Below are 14,931 nucleotides of genomic sequence, written 5' to 3' on the forward strand. Positions count from 1 at the left end.
GACGCTACCCGCGGCGGGGGCCTGTCCTCCCGCCCGCGCCACCTCGCCGCCGGCCCTGGCCGCCTGCTGCGGTGACCGGCCGGCCCCGGGGCTAGGTTCGGTCCATGACCGCCCGCGACGACGTCTCCGAGATCTTCGACAGCGCGGCGTGGCAGCCGGTCGAGGGCTTCGACTTCTCCGACATCACCTACCACCGGGCCGTGGACGCCGGCGTCGTCCGGATCGCCTTCGACCGGCCCGAGGTGCGCAACGCCTTCCGCCCGCAGACCGTCGACGAGCTGATCACCGCGCTCGAGCACGCCCGGCTCTCGACCGACGTGGGGTGCGTGCTGCTCACCGGCAACGGCCCGAGCCCCAGGGACGGCGGCTGGGCGTTCTGCTCCGGCGGCGACCAGCGGGTGCGCGGCAGGTACGGGTACGAGCACGACAAGGGGCGGAGCAGCGGCCGGCTGCACGTGCTCGAGGCGCAGCGGCTGATCCGCTTCATGCCCAAGGTCGTCGTCTGCGTCGTCCCCGGGTGGGCGGCCGGCGGGGGGCACAGCCTGCACGTGGTCTCCGACCTCACCCTGGCCAGCGCCGAGCACGCCAGGTTCAAGCAGACCGACGCCGACGTGGGCAGCTTCGACGGCGGCTTCGGGTCGGCCTACCTCGCCCGGCAGGTCGGCCAGAAGTACGCCCGCGAGATCTTCTTCCTCGGCGACGAGTACTCCGCCGAGGACGCACACCGCATGGGCATGGTCAACCGCGTCGTCCCGCATCCCGAGCTGGAGCGGACCGCGCTGGACTGGGGGCGGCGGATCGTCGCCAAGAGCCCGACCGCGCAGCGGATGCTCAAGTACTCGTTCAACCTCGTCGACGACGGGCTGGTCGGCCAGCAGCTGTTCGCCGGCGAGACGACGCGGCTGGCCTACATGGCCGAGGAGGCCGTCGAGGGGCGGGACGCGTTCCTGGAGAAGCGGGACCCGGACTTCAGCCGTTTCCCCTGGCACGTGTGAGGAGGGACCCCGTCCTGCCCACCTCCGCAGGCGCGGGGCGGGGCGAGCCCTGCGAGCGGGGAGCGCCGGCCGCGTCGGGAACACGTGTGTGACACAGCACGTCTGAGGGGACTCCTGCCCGGAGGCCCGAGCGGAGGAGGTGCGGCGTGATCGTCGAGGTGGTGGGTGGCGCCGACGAGCGGCCCGAGGTGCGGGTGGTCGACGTCGACGACCTGACCGCGGTGTTCCTGGCCGTCGGTGCGGTGACCGACGAGGAGGCCGACCAGGCGCTGCGGGACGCCGGCCTGGGCCGGGTGGAGGACGCGCAGACCGGCGTGCTGGACGTCGCGGCGCTGCGGGCGGCGGCCGAACCGCAGGCCGGCGGCGGCGACTGGGCGCAGCGGTGGGACGGCGTGGTCGCGGAGGCGGCGGACGCGGGCCGCCTGGTGGACGACGGGGCCGGCTTGCAGGTCCGGGTCGAGAGTGCCGCGGGAGCCTGAACGGGAGGGTGCCGCGGTGGCGACGCGGATCATTTCCGGTACGTGGATCCGCCGAATTAGGTCGAGACTCCCGGGCGTCATCGTTGTGGCGGTTCCAGTTGCGCGCCACCATGTCCTCGTGACCCGAATCCCCCTGGGCCCGACGTGAGCGGCACGCCGGGGCGCCCGCTGAGCGCCGAACTGTCCGAGCAGCTGCTCACCGTCGCGGTCGACATCCTGGCCGACGAGGGCTGGGGCAAGCTCAACAGCGACCGCGTCGCTGCCCGTGCGCATGCCGGCAAGGCCGGCATCTACCGGCGCTGGCCCACGATGGCGGCGATGGCCCGTTCCGCGGTGGGGCGTTTCACCCTCGTCCGGACGCCGCCGGACCAGGGCTCGCTCCGCGACGACCTCGCCGCGCTCGTCGACCGGTGGCGCCGGCCCCTGGACCGCGAGGAGCGGGCGGCGGCCAGCCTGGTGGGCGCGGCCCGCCACGAGGAGGACCTGCGCGCCGGCCTGGAGGCCGCGCTGGTCCGCCCGCTCGCCGAGGCCGTGCAGACGATCGGCGCCCGGGAGGCGGCGCGGGGGCAGGAGGTCCCCGCCGCACGGCTGGCGCTGCTGTGCTCGGTCATCGAGGCGTTCTGGTGGCAGCGCTACACCTCGGCCCGCGGCCCCATGAGCCGCGAGGAGGTGCAGCACGTGCTGGACGACGTGCTGCTGCCGGTGGTCGCGCCCGACGAGGAGCGCGTCGCCGTCTGACCTCAGCCGGTGGGCCGCAGCCCGTTGGCCGCCGGTGGCGACATCGCGGTGCCGAGCCCGCTGAACACCTGGTCGGCGACCGAGCAGGCCAGGGAGACGCCCTCCTCGGGGTCGCCGAGGAGGGCACCGGCCGGGCCGGTGAGCAGCCGACGGTGCTGGACGATCAGCGTGCGGACGGCGGCCAACCAGACCGCGGCGGTCACCGAGGCGGCTGTGCGGACGTCCTCCGGGACCGCGGGGGCGCCGCCCTCGGTCGTCCAGACCTCGTGGAGCGCGTCACCGAGCCGGGCGGTCGCCTCGTGGTGCAGCTCGCGCTCGCGGGCGCGCAGTGCCGGCGAGGCCTCCAGCGTGGTGTCGAACAGCCGGCCCTCGGGATCCGTGAGCTGCCGGACGTGCATGCCGACCCGCTCGACGAGGTGGGCGTGCAGGGCGTCGAGGGGGCCGGTGCCCGCTGGGCGGGAGCGCACCGCCTCGGCGGCGCCCTCCACCCACGGCGTGTGCCCGTCGAAGAAGAGGTCCTCCTTCGTCGGGAAGTGGTTGAAGACCGTCTGGACGGCGACGTCCGCCGCGGCGGCGATGTCGGCGATCGTGACCGCCTCGAAGCCGCGCTCGGCGAACAGCCGCTGCGCGGTCTCGCGGATGAGTGTCCGGGTCTGCGCCTTCTTCCGGGCACGCCGGTCCATGACGTCACTCACGGTCTCAGGTTAACCCCGCCTCGTATACGACTCGGTGTGCTCCCCCACCCGGCCATTGTGCGCCCCGGCCAGCCGGTGAGCACGGGTCCGTCCCCGTTTCCGCCAGGAAGGGTGGCTGACCCCTCGTGGTCGGCGGCGTCGGCCACGAGGGTGTGCCGGCGTGTCGCCGTCCGCCCACGGGCCCGAGCCACGGGGACGGCGACACCATGCTCGCCGTGCCGCACGTCGGCGTGTGCCGCGGGTCGGTCGCCGGAGCGGTCGCGCGGCCGACCTGCGGTTGCGCGCCCCGAGGCCAGGGCAGGACCCCGCCATGGGCGCACCGCACACCGGCCTCCCCGTCCGCGTCGGACTCGTCGGAGCCGGGGGTGTCGGCGCCCGCCACGCGCGGACGCTGGCCGGCTTCCCCGACGTGGAGCTGGTCGGCGTGACCGACGCCGTCCCCGGCGCCGCCGACACGCTCGCCGGCGAGCTGGGCGTGCCGGTCGTCGAGGACGTCGACCGGCTGCTCGCCCAGCGGCTGGACGGCGTCTGGCTGTGCGTGCCGCCCTTCGCGCACGGGGAGCTGGAGCGGGCCGCGGTCGGTGCAGGCGTCCCCTTCTTCGTCGAGAAGCCGCTGGCCACCGGGGCCGCCGTCGCCGAGGAGGTGGCGAGGGCCGTGGCCGGGGCCGGGCTGCCCACCGCGACCGGCTACCACTGGCGGCACCTGGACACGGTGGCGGCCGCCCGCGCGGTCTGCGCCGCGCACCGGCCTCGGCTGGTCGACGCGACCTGGCTGGACAAGGTGCCGCCACCGGCCTGGTGGTCGCGGCGGGAGCGCTCCGGCGGTCAGGTCGTCGAGCAGCTCACCCACGTGCTGGACCTGGCCCGGCTGCTCGCCGGTGAGGTGGTCGAGGTCCGCGCCACGGCCGCGCCGTCCACCGCGGAGGGCCGCGACGTCGACGACGCGACCGCCGCGCTGCTGGCGTTCGAGTCCGGCGCCGTCGGCACGGTGGCCGCCGCCTGCTCGCTGCCGGGCAAGCTGGCGGCAGGTCTCGACGTGGTGTGCGACGGCGCGGCGGTCGAGCTCACCGAGACCTCGCTGACCGTCACCACGGCCGACGGCGCGCAGCGCAGCGAGCCGCGGGTCGACGGGCGCACCGCGGTCGACCGGGCGTTCGTCGACGTGCTGGCCGGCGGCGCGGCTGCGGACGGGCTGGTCGACTACGCCGAGGCGCTGCGCACGCACCGGGTCGCGGTGGCGATCGCCGAGTCGGCCCGCACCGGGGAGGCCGTCCGGCCCTGACTCAGCGCAACGCGCGCTGCCGGCGGGGGGACGGGAGCCGGCCGCGGGACCGGGTGGAGGCCCGCGCGCGGGCCAGCGTCGCGGCGTACAGCCGCTCGTAGCCGTCGGCCATCACGGCCGGGGCGAAGCGGCGGCGGGCCTCGGCGGCGCAGGTCTCCGGATCGATCTCGTCGAGCCGCTCCAGCGCCGCGGTGAACTGCGCCTCGTCGGTGGCGAGGAAGCCGGTGCGGCCGTCGTCCACGAGGGAGGGCAGGCAGCCGCGGGCCATGGCGACCACCGGCGTCCCCGCGGCGAGGGCCTCGCAGACGGCGGTGCCGCCGGGCTCCTCCCACCGGATGGGGAACAGCACCGCGCGGGAGGTGCGCAGCAGCTCGTCCTTCGCCGCGCCTCCGACGCTGCCGATCCAGCGCGCGGCCACGCCGTCGAGGTGCGGGTCGACGTGCTCGAGGAACCACGCGACGTCGGGGTGCGAGCGGGCCGGGTGCCCCGGGGTGGCGCGGGCGTCCTCCAGTGCCGCCCGGTCGGGCAGCCCGCCGACCGGGCCGGCGAGCACCAGGGGCACCCCGGCCGCGCGGCAGGCGCGCAGGGCGGTGTCGATGCCCTTGGGCTCGCACAGCCGGGCCAGCACCAGGACGGAGCCCGACCGGTCCCTCCGCGGCACGGGCGGCGGGCCGTCGACCGGCACAGACAGCGGGACGACGCCGACCACCTGCTCGCGCAGCGCCGCCGGCGCCTGCGCCACCTGGGTGTCGGAGACGCCGGCGAACCAGACCCGGCCCCGGCCGTCGAAGGAGGCCCAGAAGTCGGCGTTGCGGCGGGTGTCCCAGTGCAGCGTGGCCAGCGTCGGCGGGGCGGTGTCCCCCAGGCCGGCGAGCAGCGCCGGGCCGATCACCTCGACGTGGCTGTGCACGAGGTCGAAGGGCTCACCGGCCAGCGCGTGCTCGGCGAGGGTGGCCAGCACCACCTGCTCGTGCGCGTGCGCCGTGCCGACCACCTGCGGGTACGGCCCACCCAGCTGCTCGAACCGACCGCTGGGGAAGGCGCTGACCAGCCCGTCGACCGGCAGGGTCGAGTCGCCGACCGAGGCCAGGACGACGGTGTGCCCGCGGGCGCGCAGCTCGGTGGTCAGCGTGGCGACGACGTTCTCCAGGCCGCCGTAGCCCGGCGGGGGCACGGGCAGCCAGGGCCCGGCGTCCATCAGGATCTTCACGACCGGCCCCTCGGCCGGCCCTCGGCGGCGCGGACGGACCGCATCGGCGGGCGCTCCACCACCCCGACGTCCCAGCTGACGCCCTCGAGGCCGTCGGCCGTGCGCAGGAACTGCAGCAGCTCGCGCTCCGGCCGGTCGGTGCCGGGCCGGCGGGCCAGCGCGGTCTGCAGGATCTGTCCGGCCATCCGGCCGAGTGCCGCGTCGGCCTGGTGGGTGTGCTGGCGGGTGCCCAGGTCGACCTGGGCCAGCGCGTCGAGGCCGGCGAGGGCCACCAGGTCGACGAGCAGACCCAACTCGACGCCGTAGCCGGAGACGAAGGGGACCTGCTCGAGCAGCTCACGGCGGCCGGCGTACTCCCCGGACAGCGGCTGGACGAAGCCGGACAGCTCGGGCCAGAAGGCGTTGAGCAGTGGCCGGGCGACGAGCTCGGTGACCCGGCCGCCGCCCGAGGGGACGATGCCGTCAGTGGTGGTCAGCGGCCGGTCGTAGAGGGCCTTGACGTAGCCGACGGTGGGGTCGGTGAGCAGCGGGCCGAGCAGGCCGACCACGAACTGCGGGTCGAAGGCGATCAGGTCGGAGTCGATGAAGACCAGCAGGTCGCCGCTGGTGGCGTGCAGCGACTTCCACAGCGCCTCTCCCTTGCCCGGGCGGCTGCCGTGGCGGGGGAGCACCGTGTCGACGGGGACGACGCGAGCGCCCGCCGCCGACGCGACCTCCGCCGTCCGGTCGCTGGAGCCGCTGTCGACGACGACCACCTCGTCGACCAGCGGGCAGCGCTCGACCAGTTCCTCGCGGATCGTCGCCACGATGCTGCCGACGGTGCGTTCCTCGTCGAGGGCGGGGAGCACCACGCTGACGGTGGTGCCACGGATCTCTCTGGCGCTGACCAGTTCGGATGCCCGCCACCTCTCGGCGGTGAAGGTGCGGTGGTGCAGCCAGCGTCGGACGTCAGGGCGCACGCGTCTCCCCCAGGCCGGGTGCCGACGTCGGTGTCGGCACGGAGGTCCCCGTCGGGCGACAGGATGCACGAGGATCGGCAGTCTGGAGCGACCGTCCGCGTTCCGTTCCCGGTCCGGGAGTGTCCCTCCGGATGCTCCCTCCACCTGCCCCGCAGAGCGGGCAGCGGTCGAGGTCCGGGGGACGGTCCGGGATCGGAGCCGCGTGGGGCCCGGTGTCAGCCGACGACGACGTCGCCCCGCAGCGCCCGGTACTCGGCCACCGTCGCCATTGGCGGCCGCTCGTCGACGGCCATCGCGGTGCTGTGCGGCACGAACCCGGTGCCGTCGTGCCGGAACTGGGTGAGCAGCCCGCCGGCCCGCGCCCGCCCGGCCCGGGCGAGCACCGTCGACACGACCTGCCCCGCCATCCGGCCCAGCGCCTCCTGGCCCTGCGAGATGTGCCGGCGCACGCCGAGGTCCACCTGCGCGAGCCCCCCGAGAGCCGAGAGCCGCAGCAGGTCGACCAGCAGCCCGACCTCCACGCCGTAGCCCGACACGAACGGCACCTGCTCCAGCGCCGACCGCCGTCCGGCGTACTCGCCGCCCAGCGGCTGGACGAACCCGGCGAGCTCCGGCCACAGGGCGTTGAGCAGCGGCCGCGCGGTCAGCTCGGTGACCCGCCCGCCGCCGGCCGGGACGGACGACCCGTCCAGCTCGAGCGGCCGGGTGTAGCAGGCCTTGACGTAGTCGACCTGCGGGTCGGTCAGCAGCGGCGTGAGCAGGCCGGGCACGAAGTGCCGGACGTCGCCGAGCAGGTCGGCGTCGAGGAAGACGACCAGGTCGCCGGTGGTCGCCGCCAGCCCCTTCCACAGCGCCTCACCCTTGCCCGGGCGGCTGCCGTGGGCCGGCAGCACGTCGGCCGCGGCGACGACGTCGGCTCCGGCCGCGCGGGCCACCCCTGCGGTGGCGTCGGTGGAGTCGGAGTCGACGACGAGCAGTTCGTCGACCAGCGGCACCCGCTGGACCCACTGCTCGTGCAGGTCGGCGACCAGCCCGCCGACGGTCGCCTCCTCGTCCCGGGCGGGGAGGACGACGCTGACCCGGTGCTGCCCGCGGCGTTTGGCGTGCAGCAGCGCATCGAGGTCGAGCGCGTCGAGGGAGGGGGCCGAGCTGGTGCGGGACTCGAACCAGGCGCGCGCGTCGGGTCGCATCACCCCACTCTCGGTGAGGTGATCACCGAGATGCCACGCGGCGCGACGGAGTTCACGCGGACGTCACCGACTGTGCTGCCGCAGGTCACACCGGGACGTCGGAGGAGCGCCGCGCCGTCGCGCTCAGTGCCCCGACGACGGCGCCGTCCCCGGTCGGCTCGGGGTGGCCGAGGTCGGTGAGCCAGCCGCGCAGGACCCGGTGCAGCGCCTCGGCGCCGACGACCTCGCCCGGCGCCCGGAACGAGCGCGGGTGCAGCAGGAAGGCGTGCTGCTGTGGGCCGCCGAGCCCACCGTGCGAGCCCACGTGCGGCTCGAACGCCGAGGCCTCGTCGGTGACCGGGTCGTAGCGGCTGTTGATGACGACGTCCGGGCAGTGCGGGAACGTCGAGCCGCGGGCCACCAGGGCGGCGGCGTGCGGGCCGTAGGGGAGCAGCGGGTCCTCGCCGACCACCTCGCCCGTCGCCAGGCGGTGCAACCCGTCGCGGCCGAGCACCACCGGGCCGTGCTCCTCGGAGTGCACGAGCAGGAACCCGACGCCGTCGTGGTCGACCAGGCCGGGCAGCAGCGCCGGCCAGTGCCGCTCGATCTCCTCCAGCGACACCCGGCCGGGGATGTCGGCGAAGGACACCATCGCGGTGTGGCCGGAGACGGCGACGACCACGCCGGGGGCCACCCGCGGCACCCGGCCCTCGCGGTCGGCGGGCAGCTCGTGGGCGTGCGGCACGCCCTCGGCGCGCTCCACCCGCTCGCGCAGCCGGCGGGCGATCGGCCCGCCACCCTCGGCCAGTGCCGCCCCGACCTGCCAGCCCTCGGTGAGCCGCCGGCTGTCCCGCGGGCCGGTGAGGTGCCCGGCCGGCAGCTCGCCGCGCCCGCCGCAGAGCCGGCCGACCAGCTGCTCGACGGTCTCCCCGAACCGGGTGGCGAAGGACTCGCCCTGCGTCTGGCCGTGGTCGGAGAGGCAGACCAGGTGGTACTCGCGCGGAGCGAGCTGGGCGGCGCGGTGCAGCCGGCCGATCTGCTGGTCGATGCTGCGCAGCACGGCGAGGCTGTCGGCCCGCTCGAGCCCGCCGTGGTGGGCGGCCTCGTCGTAGCCCAGGAAGTCCGCGTAGGCGACCGGCCGGCCGGCGAGCATGTCCTCCAGCAGCGCGAACACCACGACGTCGCGGGAGATGACCGTCGTCCCCGGGCGGGCCAGCGGGTAGATGCCACCACGCGAGACCCGGGGCCGGACGTCGCCCCGGCGCTCGCGGGCAGCGGCGACGAGCTCCCGGTACACGTCGGCGAGGGAGCCCGCGAGCGTGCGCAGCGCGTTGCCCGGGTTGGCGAAGTAGGCGTAGTAGCCCGTGCCGGCGCGCTGCCGCCGCTGCCGCGCCCGGCGGCTGGCCGCGGGGACGACGTGCGCCAGCGAGCTCATCGTGAGGCTGACGTGCTCGGCGTCCCCCGTGAACAGGTTGCCGTGGCTGGCCCCGCCGCCGGACAGCAGCCCGCGGCCGTCGGAGTGCGCCCGCTCGATCTCGGCGGCGTCGGTCGGCGAGGAGACGCGGACGATGCGGTCGCGCTCCTTGTCGTACCAGCGGAACCCCGGGATGTCGGCGTTGGAGCCGTGCAGGATGCCGCAGACCGAGGCGCCGGTCTGTGAGCTCCAGTCGGTGTGCCAGGAGGCCAGCACGTGGCTGCCGGACCGCAGCCAGGCGGCCAGGTGCGGCATCGACCCGTCGCGGACGGCGCGGCGGGCGGTGTCGTACGACAGCGCGTCGATCTGCAGGAAGAGCACGCCGGGCGGGCACGGCTCGCCCTCCGCCGTCCCCCGGGCCCGGCGGCGCGCGCGACGGAAGAAGAGCTCGTCCTCGTCGAGGGCGAGCAGGCTGCTGACCAGCCCGGACACTCCGGCCATGGCGACACCCACGACGACCGCGGTGCGCAGGTCGGCGATGACCACGCCGGGTACGAGGAAGGACAGGCCGAGCACCGCGGCGCCGAGCAGCAGGAAGCTGCCGAGGCCGAGGGTGAAGAAGACCAGCGGCAGCGCGACCCGCATGACCAGCGGCCACACGACGCCGGTGAGCAGGCCGAGCAGCAGCGCGATCAGCGGCGGCTGCCACCACGACGGCATCACGAACGCGCCGAGCCAGCGGTCGAGGACGACGAGCGCGGCGGTGCTGGCCGCCCAGGTCAGGACGACGCGCGCCGGCGTGCGGCCCCGCTGGAGGACCCGCCCGGAGGGTGCGGTCATGCCGGACCGCAGGCCGAGGGGTCGCGTTCGGGCTCCGGGGTGGGGGTGCGCCGGCGGTGCGTGCCGACGGCGTTGAGCACCGCGCCCACGAGGAGCACCAGCACGGTGGCCAGCAGGACCGCGATCAGCGGCGAGTCGAAGATGCCGCCGCTGGCCACGCCGAGGGCGGCGTAGGCGACCGCCCAGAGGAACGCGGCGAGCAGCGACGCCGGCAGCAGCCGCCGCCACGGGTAGGCCAGCGCGCCGGCGGCCAGCAGCACCGGGATGCGGCCCGCGGGCAGCAGCCGGCCGATGACGACGATCTGCCAGCCGTGCCGGCGGAACTGCTCCCGGACCTCCTCGATGCGCTCGGCGTGCTGGCCGCGGGCGACCCAGCGGACCGCCGCCGGCCCGCCGAACCGGCAGATCGCGAAGGTGACCAGGTCGCCGGCCCAGGCGCCGAGCGTGGCCACCAGCACGACGAGCACGAGGTTGAGCTCGTGGGCGGTCACGGCGAAGGCCGCGCCGGCCCCGACCACCGCCCCGGTGGGGACGACGGGCACCACCGAGCCGAGCAGCACGCCACCGAAGAGGACGGGGTAGCCGATCGAGCCGTCGGTCCAGCCGGCCGCGAGCGCGCTCACGGCGTCGTCCCGACGGGCTCCGGCAGCGGCACCGGGCGGCCCGGCTCGGCGACGACCACGGCGGTGTCCAGGCCGCGGGCGGCGACCGCGGCGGCGAACTGCCGCGGCGGCTCGGTGAGCAGCCGGCGCATCCGCGGCAGGCCCGCGGCGCCGCGCAGCGCGAGGGTCCCCCAGTGCACGGGGACGGCGACCCGCGGCCGCAGCCGCGCCGTCGCCTCGGCCGCACCCGCGGGGTCGAGGTGACCGGGGCCGAGCGTGAGCCCCCACCCCCACACCGGCAGCAGGGCGACGTCGACCCCGCGCTCGCCGAGCAGAGACATCACGTCGGTCAGGTCGGTGTCGCCCGCGGCGTACACGGTCTGCCCGGCGCCCTCGACCAGGTGACCGACCGCGGGGGTGTCCGGCCCGTGCGTCAGCCGCGGACCCCAGCGGTGCCCGGCGTGCTCGGCCGGGACGGCGGTGACCCGCAGCGCGCCGTGGGTGATGGTCTCGCCGGGCAGCACCTCGACCACGTGCCGGAAGCCCCGCGTCCGCAGCCACGCCCCGGCACCCCGGGGGACGACGACCCGCACGTCCGGGTCGAGCAGCCGCAGCGAGGGCAGGTGCAGGTGGTCGCCGTGCAGGTGGCTGATGAGCACCAGGTCGACGTCGGCGTACGTCTCCGGCGCGGGCGCCGGCACCACGCGGCGCAGCGGCCCGACCCGCCCGGTGAGCAGGGGATCGGTCAGCACCGTGTGCCCGGCCGACTCGACGCGCACGGTCGAGTGGCCGAGGAAGTGCAGGTGCAGGCCGCCCACCGGTCCAGTATCGACCGCCCCTCCGACGATCCGGCACCGGACCGACCCCTGGGGTGCCCTCGGGCGCGGTGCCTCCGCTGCGCCCCTCCTGCCTCCTGCACCACCCGTACTGCACCACCCCCGGGTTGATCATGGGGGTGTTGCGGGTGACACGCGCCGACGCGCCGGCGGGGCGGGCAACAACCCCATGATCACGGCGGAGAGACGGCGACAGCAGGCGGAGGGGGCCCGACGGCAGGCCGAGCGGGAGGGGACGGACGGCAGAGGGGCAGGTCGGACGGCGGAACCGCAACGGACGGTTGTCATCGGCGACCGCGGGTTCCGGAGCGCCGAGCGGGCGCAGGAGTGGCAGAGTTGCGCACGTGAAGACCTGGCTCGACGCGTGGCCGGTGTTCCGGCAGCTGACGGGACCGGACCCGCTCGGACGCGGCGCGGCCGCACGCAGCAAGGCGACGGAGAACGTGGTGAGCCGCACGGCCACCGCCGACCGCGTCGTCCAGAGCGTGTGCCCGTACTGCGCGGTGGGGTGCGGCCAGCGGATCTACGTCAAGGACGAGCAGATCGTCCAGATCGAGGGCGACCCGGACTCGCCGATCAGCCGGGGCCGGCTGTGCCCCAAGGGCAGCGCCAGCAAGCAGCTGGTCACCAGCCCGACCCGCGTGACGACGGTGAAGTACCGCCGTCCGTTCGGGACGGAGTGGGAGGACCTCGAGCTCGACACGGCGATGCACATGATCGCCGACCGTGTCCTCGAGGCCCGCCGCAAGGGCTGGCAGGACGAGAACGACGGCAAGCGCGTCAACCGCACCATGGGGATAGCGAGCCTCGGAGGGGCGACCCTCGACAACGAGGAGAACTACCTCATGAAGAAGCTCTACAGCGCCCTGGGCGCGATCCAGATCGAGAACCAGGCGCGCATATAGCACTCCGCCACGGTGCCCGGTCTGGGTGCCTCGTTCGGTCGTGGCGGCGCCACGAACTTCCAGGAAGACCTCGCGAACTCCGACTGCATCGTCATCGAGGGTTCGAACATGGCCGAGTGCCACCCGGTGGGTTTCCAGTGGGTGGGTGAGGCCAAGGCGCGCGGCGCGAAGGTCGTCCACATCGACCCGCGGTTCACGCGTACGAGCGCGATCGCCGACCTGCACGTCCCGCTGCGGGTCGGCACGGACATCGCGTTCCTCGGCGGCCTGATCAAGTACGTGCTCGACAACGAGCTGTACTTCAAGGAGTACGTCGTCGCCTACACCAACGCCTCGGCGCTGGTGAGCGAGGACTTCGTCGACTCCGAGGACCTCGACGGGCTGTTCTCCGGCTTCGACCCGGAGCGCAGCCAGTACGACGAGGCCAGCTGGCAGTACGAGCCGGAGGAGCCGCCGCACTCGGGCTCGGCGCAGCCTGCCGAGGCCTCCGAGCAGGAGGCGATCGAGCAGCACCCGGACGTCAAGAAGGCCGACCGCGCCCAGGCGGCCGGCAGCGGCGGGCCGCCCATCGCGGCCAAGCCGAAGCGCGACGAGACGCTGCAGCACCCGCGGTCGGTGTTCCAGATCCTCAAGCGGCACTTCGACCGCTACACCCCGGAGATGGTGGCCGAGGTCTGCGGCATCGAGCCGGAGGTCTTCCTGCAGGTCGCGCGGTGGGTGACCGAGAACAGCGGCCGCGACCGGACGACGGCGTGGGTGTACTCGGTGGGCTGGACGCAGCACAGCGTCGGCGCCCAGTACATCCGCACCTGCTCGATCCTGCAGACGCTGCTGGGCAACATCGGCCGTCCCGGCGGCGGCATCCTGGCGCTGCGCGGGCACGCCAGCATCCAGGGCTCGACCGACGTCCCGACGCTGTTCAACCTGCTGCCGGGCTACCTGCCCATGCCGCACGCGCTGCAGCACGGCGACCTCGACGAGTACTGCGCCGACGCCGAGGGCAAGGCCGGCTTCTGGGGCAACAAGCGCGCCTACATGACCAGCCTGCTCAAGGCCTGGTGGGGGGACGCCGCGACGCCGGAGAACGACTTCGCGTTCGACTACCTCCCGAGGATCGACGGCGACCACAGCTCCTACCGCACGATCGCCGACATGATCCAGGGCAAGGTCTCCGGCTACTTCCTGGTCGGCGAGAACCCGACGGTCGGGCACCCCAACGGGCGCATGAACCGCTTCGGGCTGGCCAACCTCGACTGGCTGGTCGTCCGCGACCTGCAGATGATCGAGTCGGCGACCTTCTGGAAGGAGTCCCCCGAGATCGAGACCGGGGAGCTGGCCCCGGAGACGATCGGCACCGAGGTCTTCTTCATGCCCGCGGCGACCCACGCGGAGAAGGAGGGCACCTTCACCCAGACCCAGCGGCTGCTGCAGTGGCGGCACAAGGCGGTCGAGCCGCCGAACGACGCCAGGAGCGACCTGTGGTTCTACTTCCACCTCGGTCGCATCCTGCGTGAGCGGCTGGCCGACTCCACCGACCCGCGGGACCGTCCGCTGCTCGACCTCACCTGGGACTACCCGACCCACGGGCCCGAGGTGGAGCCGAGCGCGGAGGCCGTCCTGCGCGAGATCAACGGCACCGGCCCGGACGGGCGTGCGGTGTCGGGCTACCTGGAGCTCAAGGACGACGGCTCGACGACGTGCGGCTGCTGGATCTACTCCGGCGTCTACGCCGACGAGGTCAACCAGTCCGCCCGCCGCCGGCCGGGTCGCGAGCAGGGCTCGGTGGCCATGGAGTGGGGCTGGGCCTGGCCGTACAACCGGCGCATCCTCTACAACCGCGCCTCGGCCGACCCGGACGGCAAGCCGTGGAGCCAGCGCAAGGCGTACGTCTGGTGGGACGAGGAGGCCGGTCGCTGGACCGGTCTGGACAACCCGGACTTCGAGGCGACCAAGCGGCCGGACTACGTGCCGCCGGAGGGAGCCAGGGCGCAGGACGCGATCGCCGGGACCGACCCGTTCGTCATGCAGGGCGACGGCAAGGCGTGGCTGTTCGCGCCCGCGGGGCTGGTCGACGGCCCGCTGCCGACGCACTACGAGCCGGCGGAGTCCGTCGTGGAGAACGCCCTGTACAAGCAGCAGATGAACCCGACGCTGGAGCACATCGAGGGGCCGTGGAACCGGGAGAACCCGCCGCGCAGCGAGGTCTTCCCGTTCCAGGTGACCACCTACCGGCTCACCGAGCACCACACCGCCGGAGGGATGAGCCGCACGCTGCCCTACCTGTCCGAGCTGCAGCCGGAGTTCTTCGTCGAGGTCAGCCCGGAGCTGGCCGAGCTGCGCGGCCTGACCAACGGCGAGTACGCCACGCTGGTCAGCTCGCGGACGGCGATCGAGGCGAAGGTGCTGGTCACCGAGCGGATGCGGCCGATCCGGCTGCGGGACGGGCAGGTCGTGCACCAGATCGGGATGCCGTACCACTGGTCCTACGCCGGCATCTCGACCGGTGACGGGGCCAACGACCTGCTCGGGATCGTGCTGGACCCGAACACGCACATCCAGGAGGACAAGGTCAGCACCGCCGACATCGTGCCGGGACGGCGCCCGCGCGGAGCCGCGCTCCTCGAGTTCGTGGAGGGCTACCGGCAGCGCGCCGGCGTGCCGTCCGGACGGGTCGGGGTCAACGGCCGTGACCCCGTCGCGGCCGAGGCCGGCGAGGGATCGACGCTGTGAGCGGAACCCCGGGGATGTCGACGATCAGGTCAGCTGATCGTCGTGGGTCCTGGCTCACCACCGGTCGTGAGCCCGGA

11 protein-coding genes and 1 pseudogene are annotated in these 14,931 nt (G+C 74.7%); 5 read left to right on the forward strand and 7 right to left on the reverse strand.

Annotated features, from left to right (window positions below; all coding sequences use genetic code 11):
* The first annotated feature begins 104 nt into the window (after positions 1 to 104).
* The 3 genes from ACU610_RS21470 to ACU610_RS21480 all read left to right on the forward strand — a co-directional run bounded on the left by ACU610_RS21470 (position 105) and on the right by ACU610_RS21480 (position 2,212).
* Positions 105 to 995: a 1,4-dihydroxy-2-naphthoyl-CoA synthase gene (locus ACU610_RS21470; RefSeq protein WP_446769720.1), complete on the forward strand. Its 891-nt coding sequence runs from the start codon at positions 105 to 107 to the stop codon at positions 993 to 995.
* Positions 996 to 1,141: 146 nt separating this feature from the next.
* Positions 1,142 to 1,474, forward strand: coding sequence for a hypothetical protein (locus ACU610_RS21475; protein WP_446769721.1), 333 nt, complete (start codon positions 1,142 to 1,144; stop codon positions 1,472 to 1,474).
* 144 nt (positions 1,475 to 1,618) lie between these two features.
* On the forward strand, positions 1,619 to 2,212 hold the full coding sequence (locus ACU610_RS21480) for a TetR-like C-terminal domain-containing protein (protein WP_446769722.1): 594 nt from the start codon (positions 1,619 to 1,621) through the stop codon (positions 2,210 to 2,212).
* A gap of 2 nt (positions 2,213 to 2,214) precedes the next feature.
* Here ACU610_RS21480 and ACU610_RS21485 read toward each other — a convergent pair whose 3' ends face one another.
* A complete protein-coding gene (locus ACU610_RS21485) occupies positions 2,215 to 2,907 on the reverse strand; it encodes a TetR/AcrR family transcriptional regulator (RefSeq protein WP_446769723.1) in 693 nt (230 codons plus the stop codon).
* Between the two features lie 310 nt (positions 2,908 to 3,217).
* Here ACU610_RS21485 and ACU610_RS21490 point away from each other — a divergent pair, with 310 nt between their 5' ends.
* Entirely contained in the window at positions 3,218 to 4,189 is a 972-nt protein-coding gene (locus ACU610_RS21490; RefSeq protein ID WP_446769724.1) for a Gfo/Idh/MocA family protein, read from the forward strand.
* A 1-nt stretch (position 4,190) separates the two neighbouring features.
* Here the strand turns inward: ACU610_RS21490 and ACU610_RS21495 are convergent, their stop codons facing one another.
* From ACU610_RS21495 to ACU610_RS21520, 6 genes are all read right to left on the reverse strand, one after another.
* A complete protein-coding gene (locus ACU610_RS21495; RefSeq protein WP_446769725.1) occupies positions 4,191 to 5,399 on the reverse strand; it encodes a glycosyltransferase in 1,209 nt (402 codons plus the stop codon).
* The gene (locus ACU610_RS21500; protein ID WP_446769726.1) at positions 5,396 to 6,358 is read right to left on the reverse strand and encodes a glucosyl-3-phosphoglycerate synthase; all 963 of its coding nucleotides are present in this window, start codon (positions 6,356 to 6,358) and stop codon (positions 5,396 to 5,398) included. Before ACU610_RS21500 ends, ACU610_RS21495 begins: the two co-directional genes overlap by 4 nt.
* 215 nt (positions 6,359 to 6,573) lie before the next feature.
* A complete protein-coding gene (locus ACU610_RS21505; protein WP_446769727.1) occupies positions 6,574 to 7,548 on the reverse strand; it encodes a glucosyl-3-phosphoglycerate synthase in 975 nt (324 codons plus the stop codon).
* An 85-nt stretch (positions 7,549 to 7,633) separates the two neighbouring features.
* Positions 7,634 to 9,781, reverse strand: a complete 2,148-nt coding sequence (locus tag ACU610_RS21510; protein WP_446769728.1) for a phage holin family protein — start codon at positions 9,779 to 9,781, stop codon at positions 7,634 to 7,636.
* Positions 9,778 to 10,404, reverse strand: coding sequence for a DedA family protein (locus ACU610_RS21515; RefSeq protein ID WP_446769729.1), 627 nt, complete (start codon positions 10,402 to 10,404; stop codon positions 9,778 to 9,780). Before ACU610_RS21515 ends, ACU610_RS21510 begins: the two co-directional genes overlap by 4 nt.
* A complete protein-coding gene (locus tag ACU610_RS21520) occupies positions 10,401 to 11,201 on the reverse strand; it encodes an MBL fold metallo-hydrolase (RefSeq protein ID WP_446769730.1) in 801 nt (266 codons plus the stop codon). Before ACU610_RS21520 ends, ACU610_RS21515 begins: the two co-directional genes overlap by 4 nt.
* A gap of 362 nt (positions 11,202 to 11,563) precedes the next feature.
* Between ACU610_RS21520 and fdh the strand changes: the two are divergent.
* Positions 11,564 to 14,854 (forward strand): annotated as a pseudogene (fdh, locus tag ACU610_RS21525) (formate dehydrogenase).
* Positions 14,855 to 14,931: the final 77 nt, after the last annotated feature.

It is taken from the genome of Geodermatophilus sp. URMC 61 (genome assembly GCF_052931555.1).

Coding starts and splice junctions, on each gene's coding strand:
- ACU610_RS21470 (WP_446769720.1), top strand. CDS start 105: ATGACCGCCCGCGACGACGTCTCCGAGATCTTCGACAGCGCGGCGTGG.
- ACU610_RS21490 (WP_446769724.1), top strand. CDS start 3,218: ATGGGCGCACCGCACACCGGCCTCCCCGTCCGCGTCGGACTCGTCGGA.
- ACU610_RS21505 (WP_446769727.1), bottom strand. CDS start 7,548: ATGCGACCCGACGCGCGCGCCTGGTTCGAGTCCCGCACCAGCTCGGCC.
- ACU610_RS21510 (WP_446769728.1), bottom strand. CDS start 9,781: ATGACCGCACCCTCCGGGCGGGTCCTCCAGCGGGGCCGCACGCCGGCG.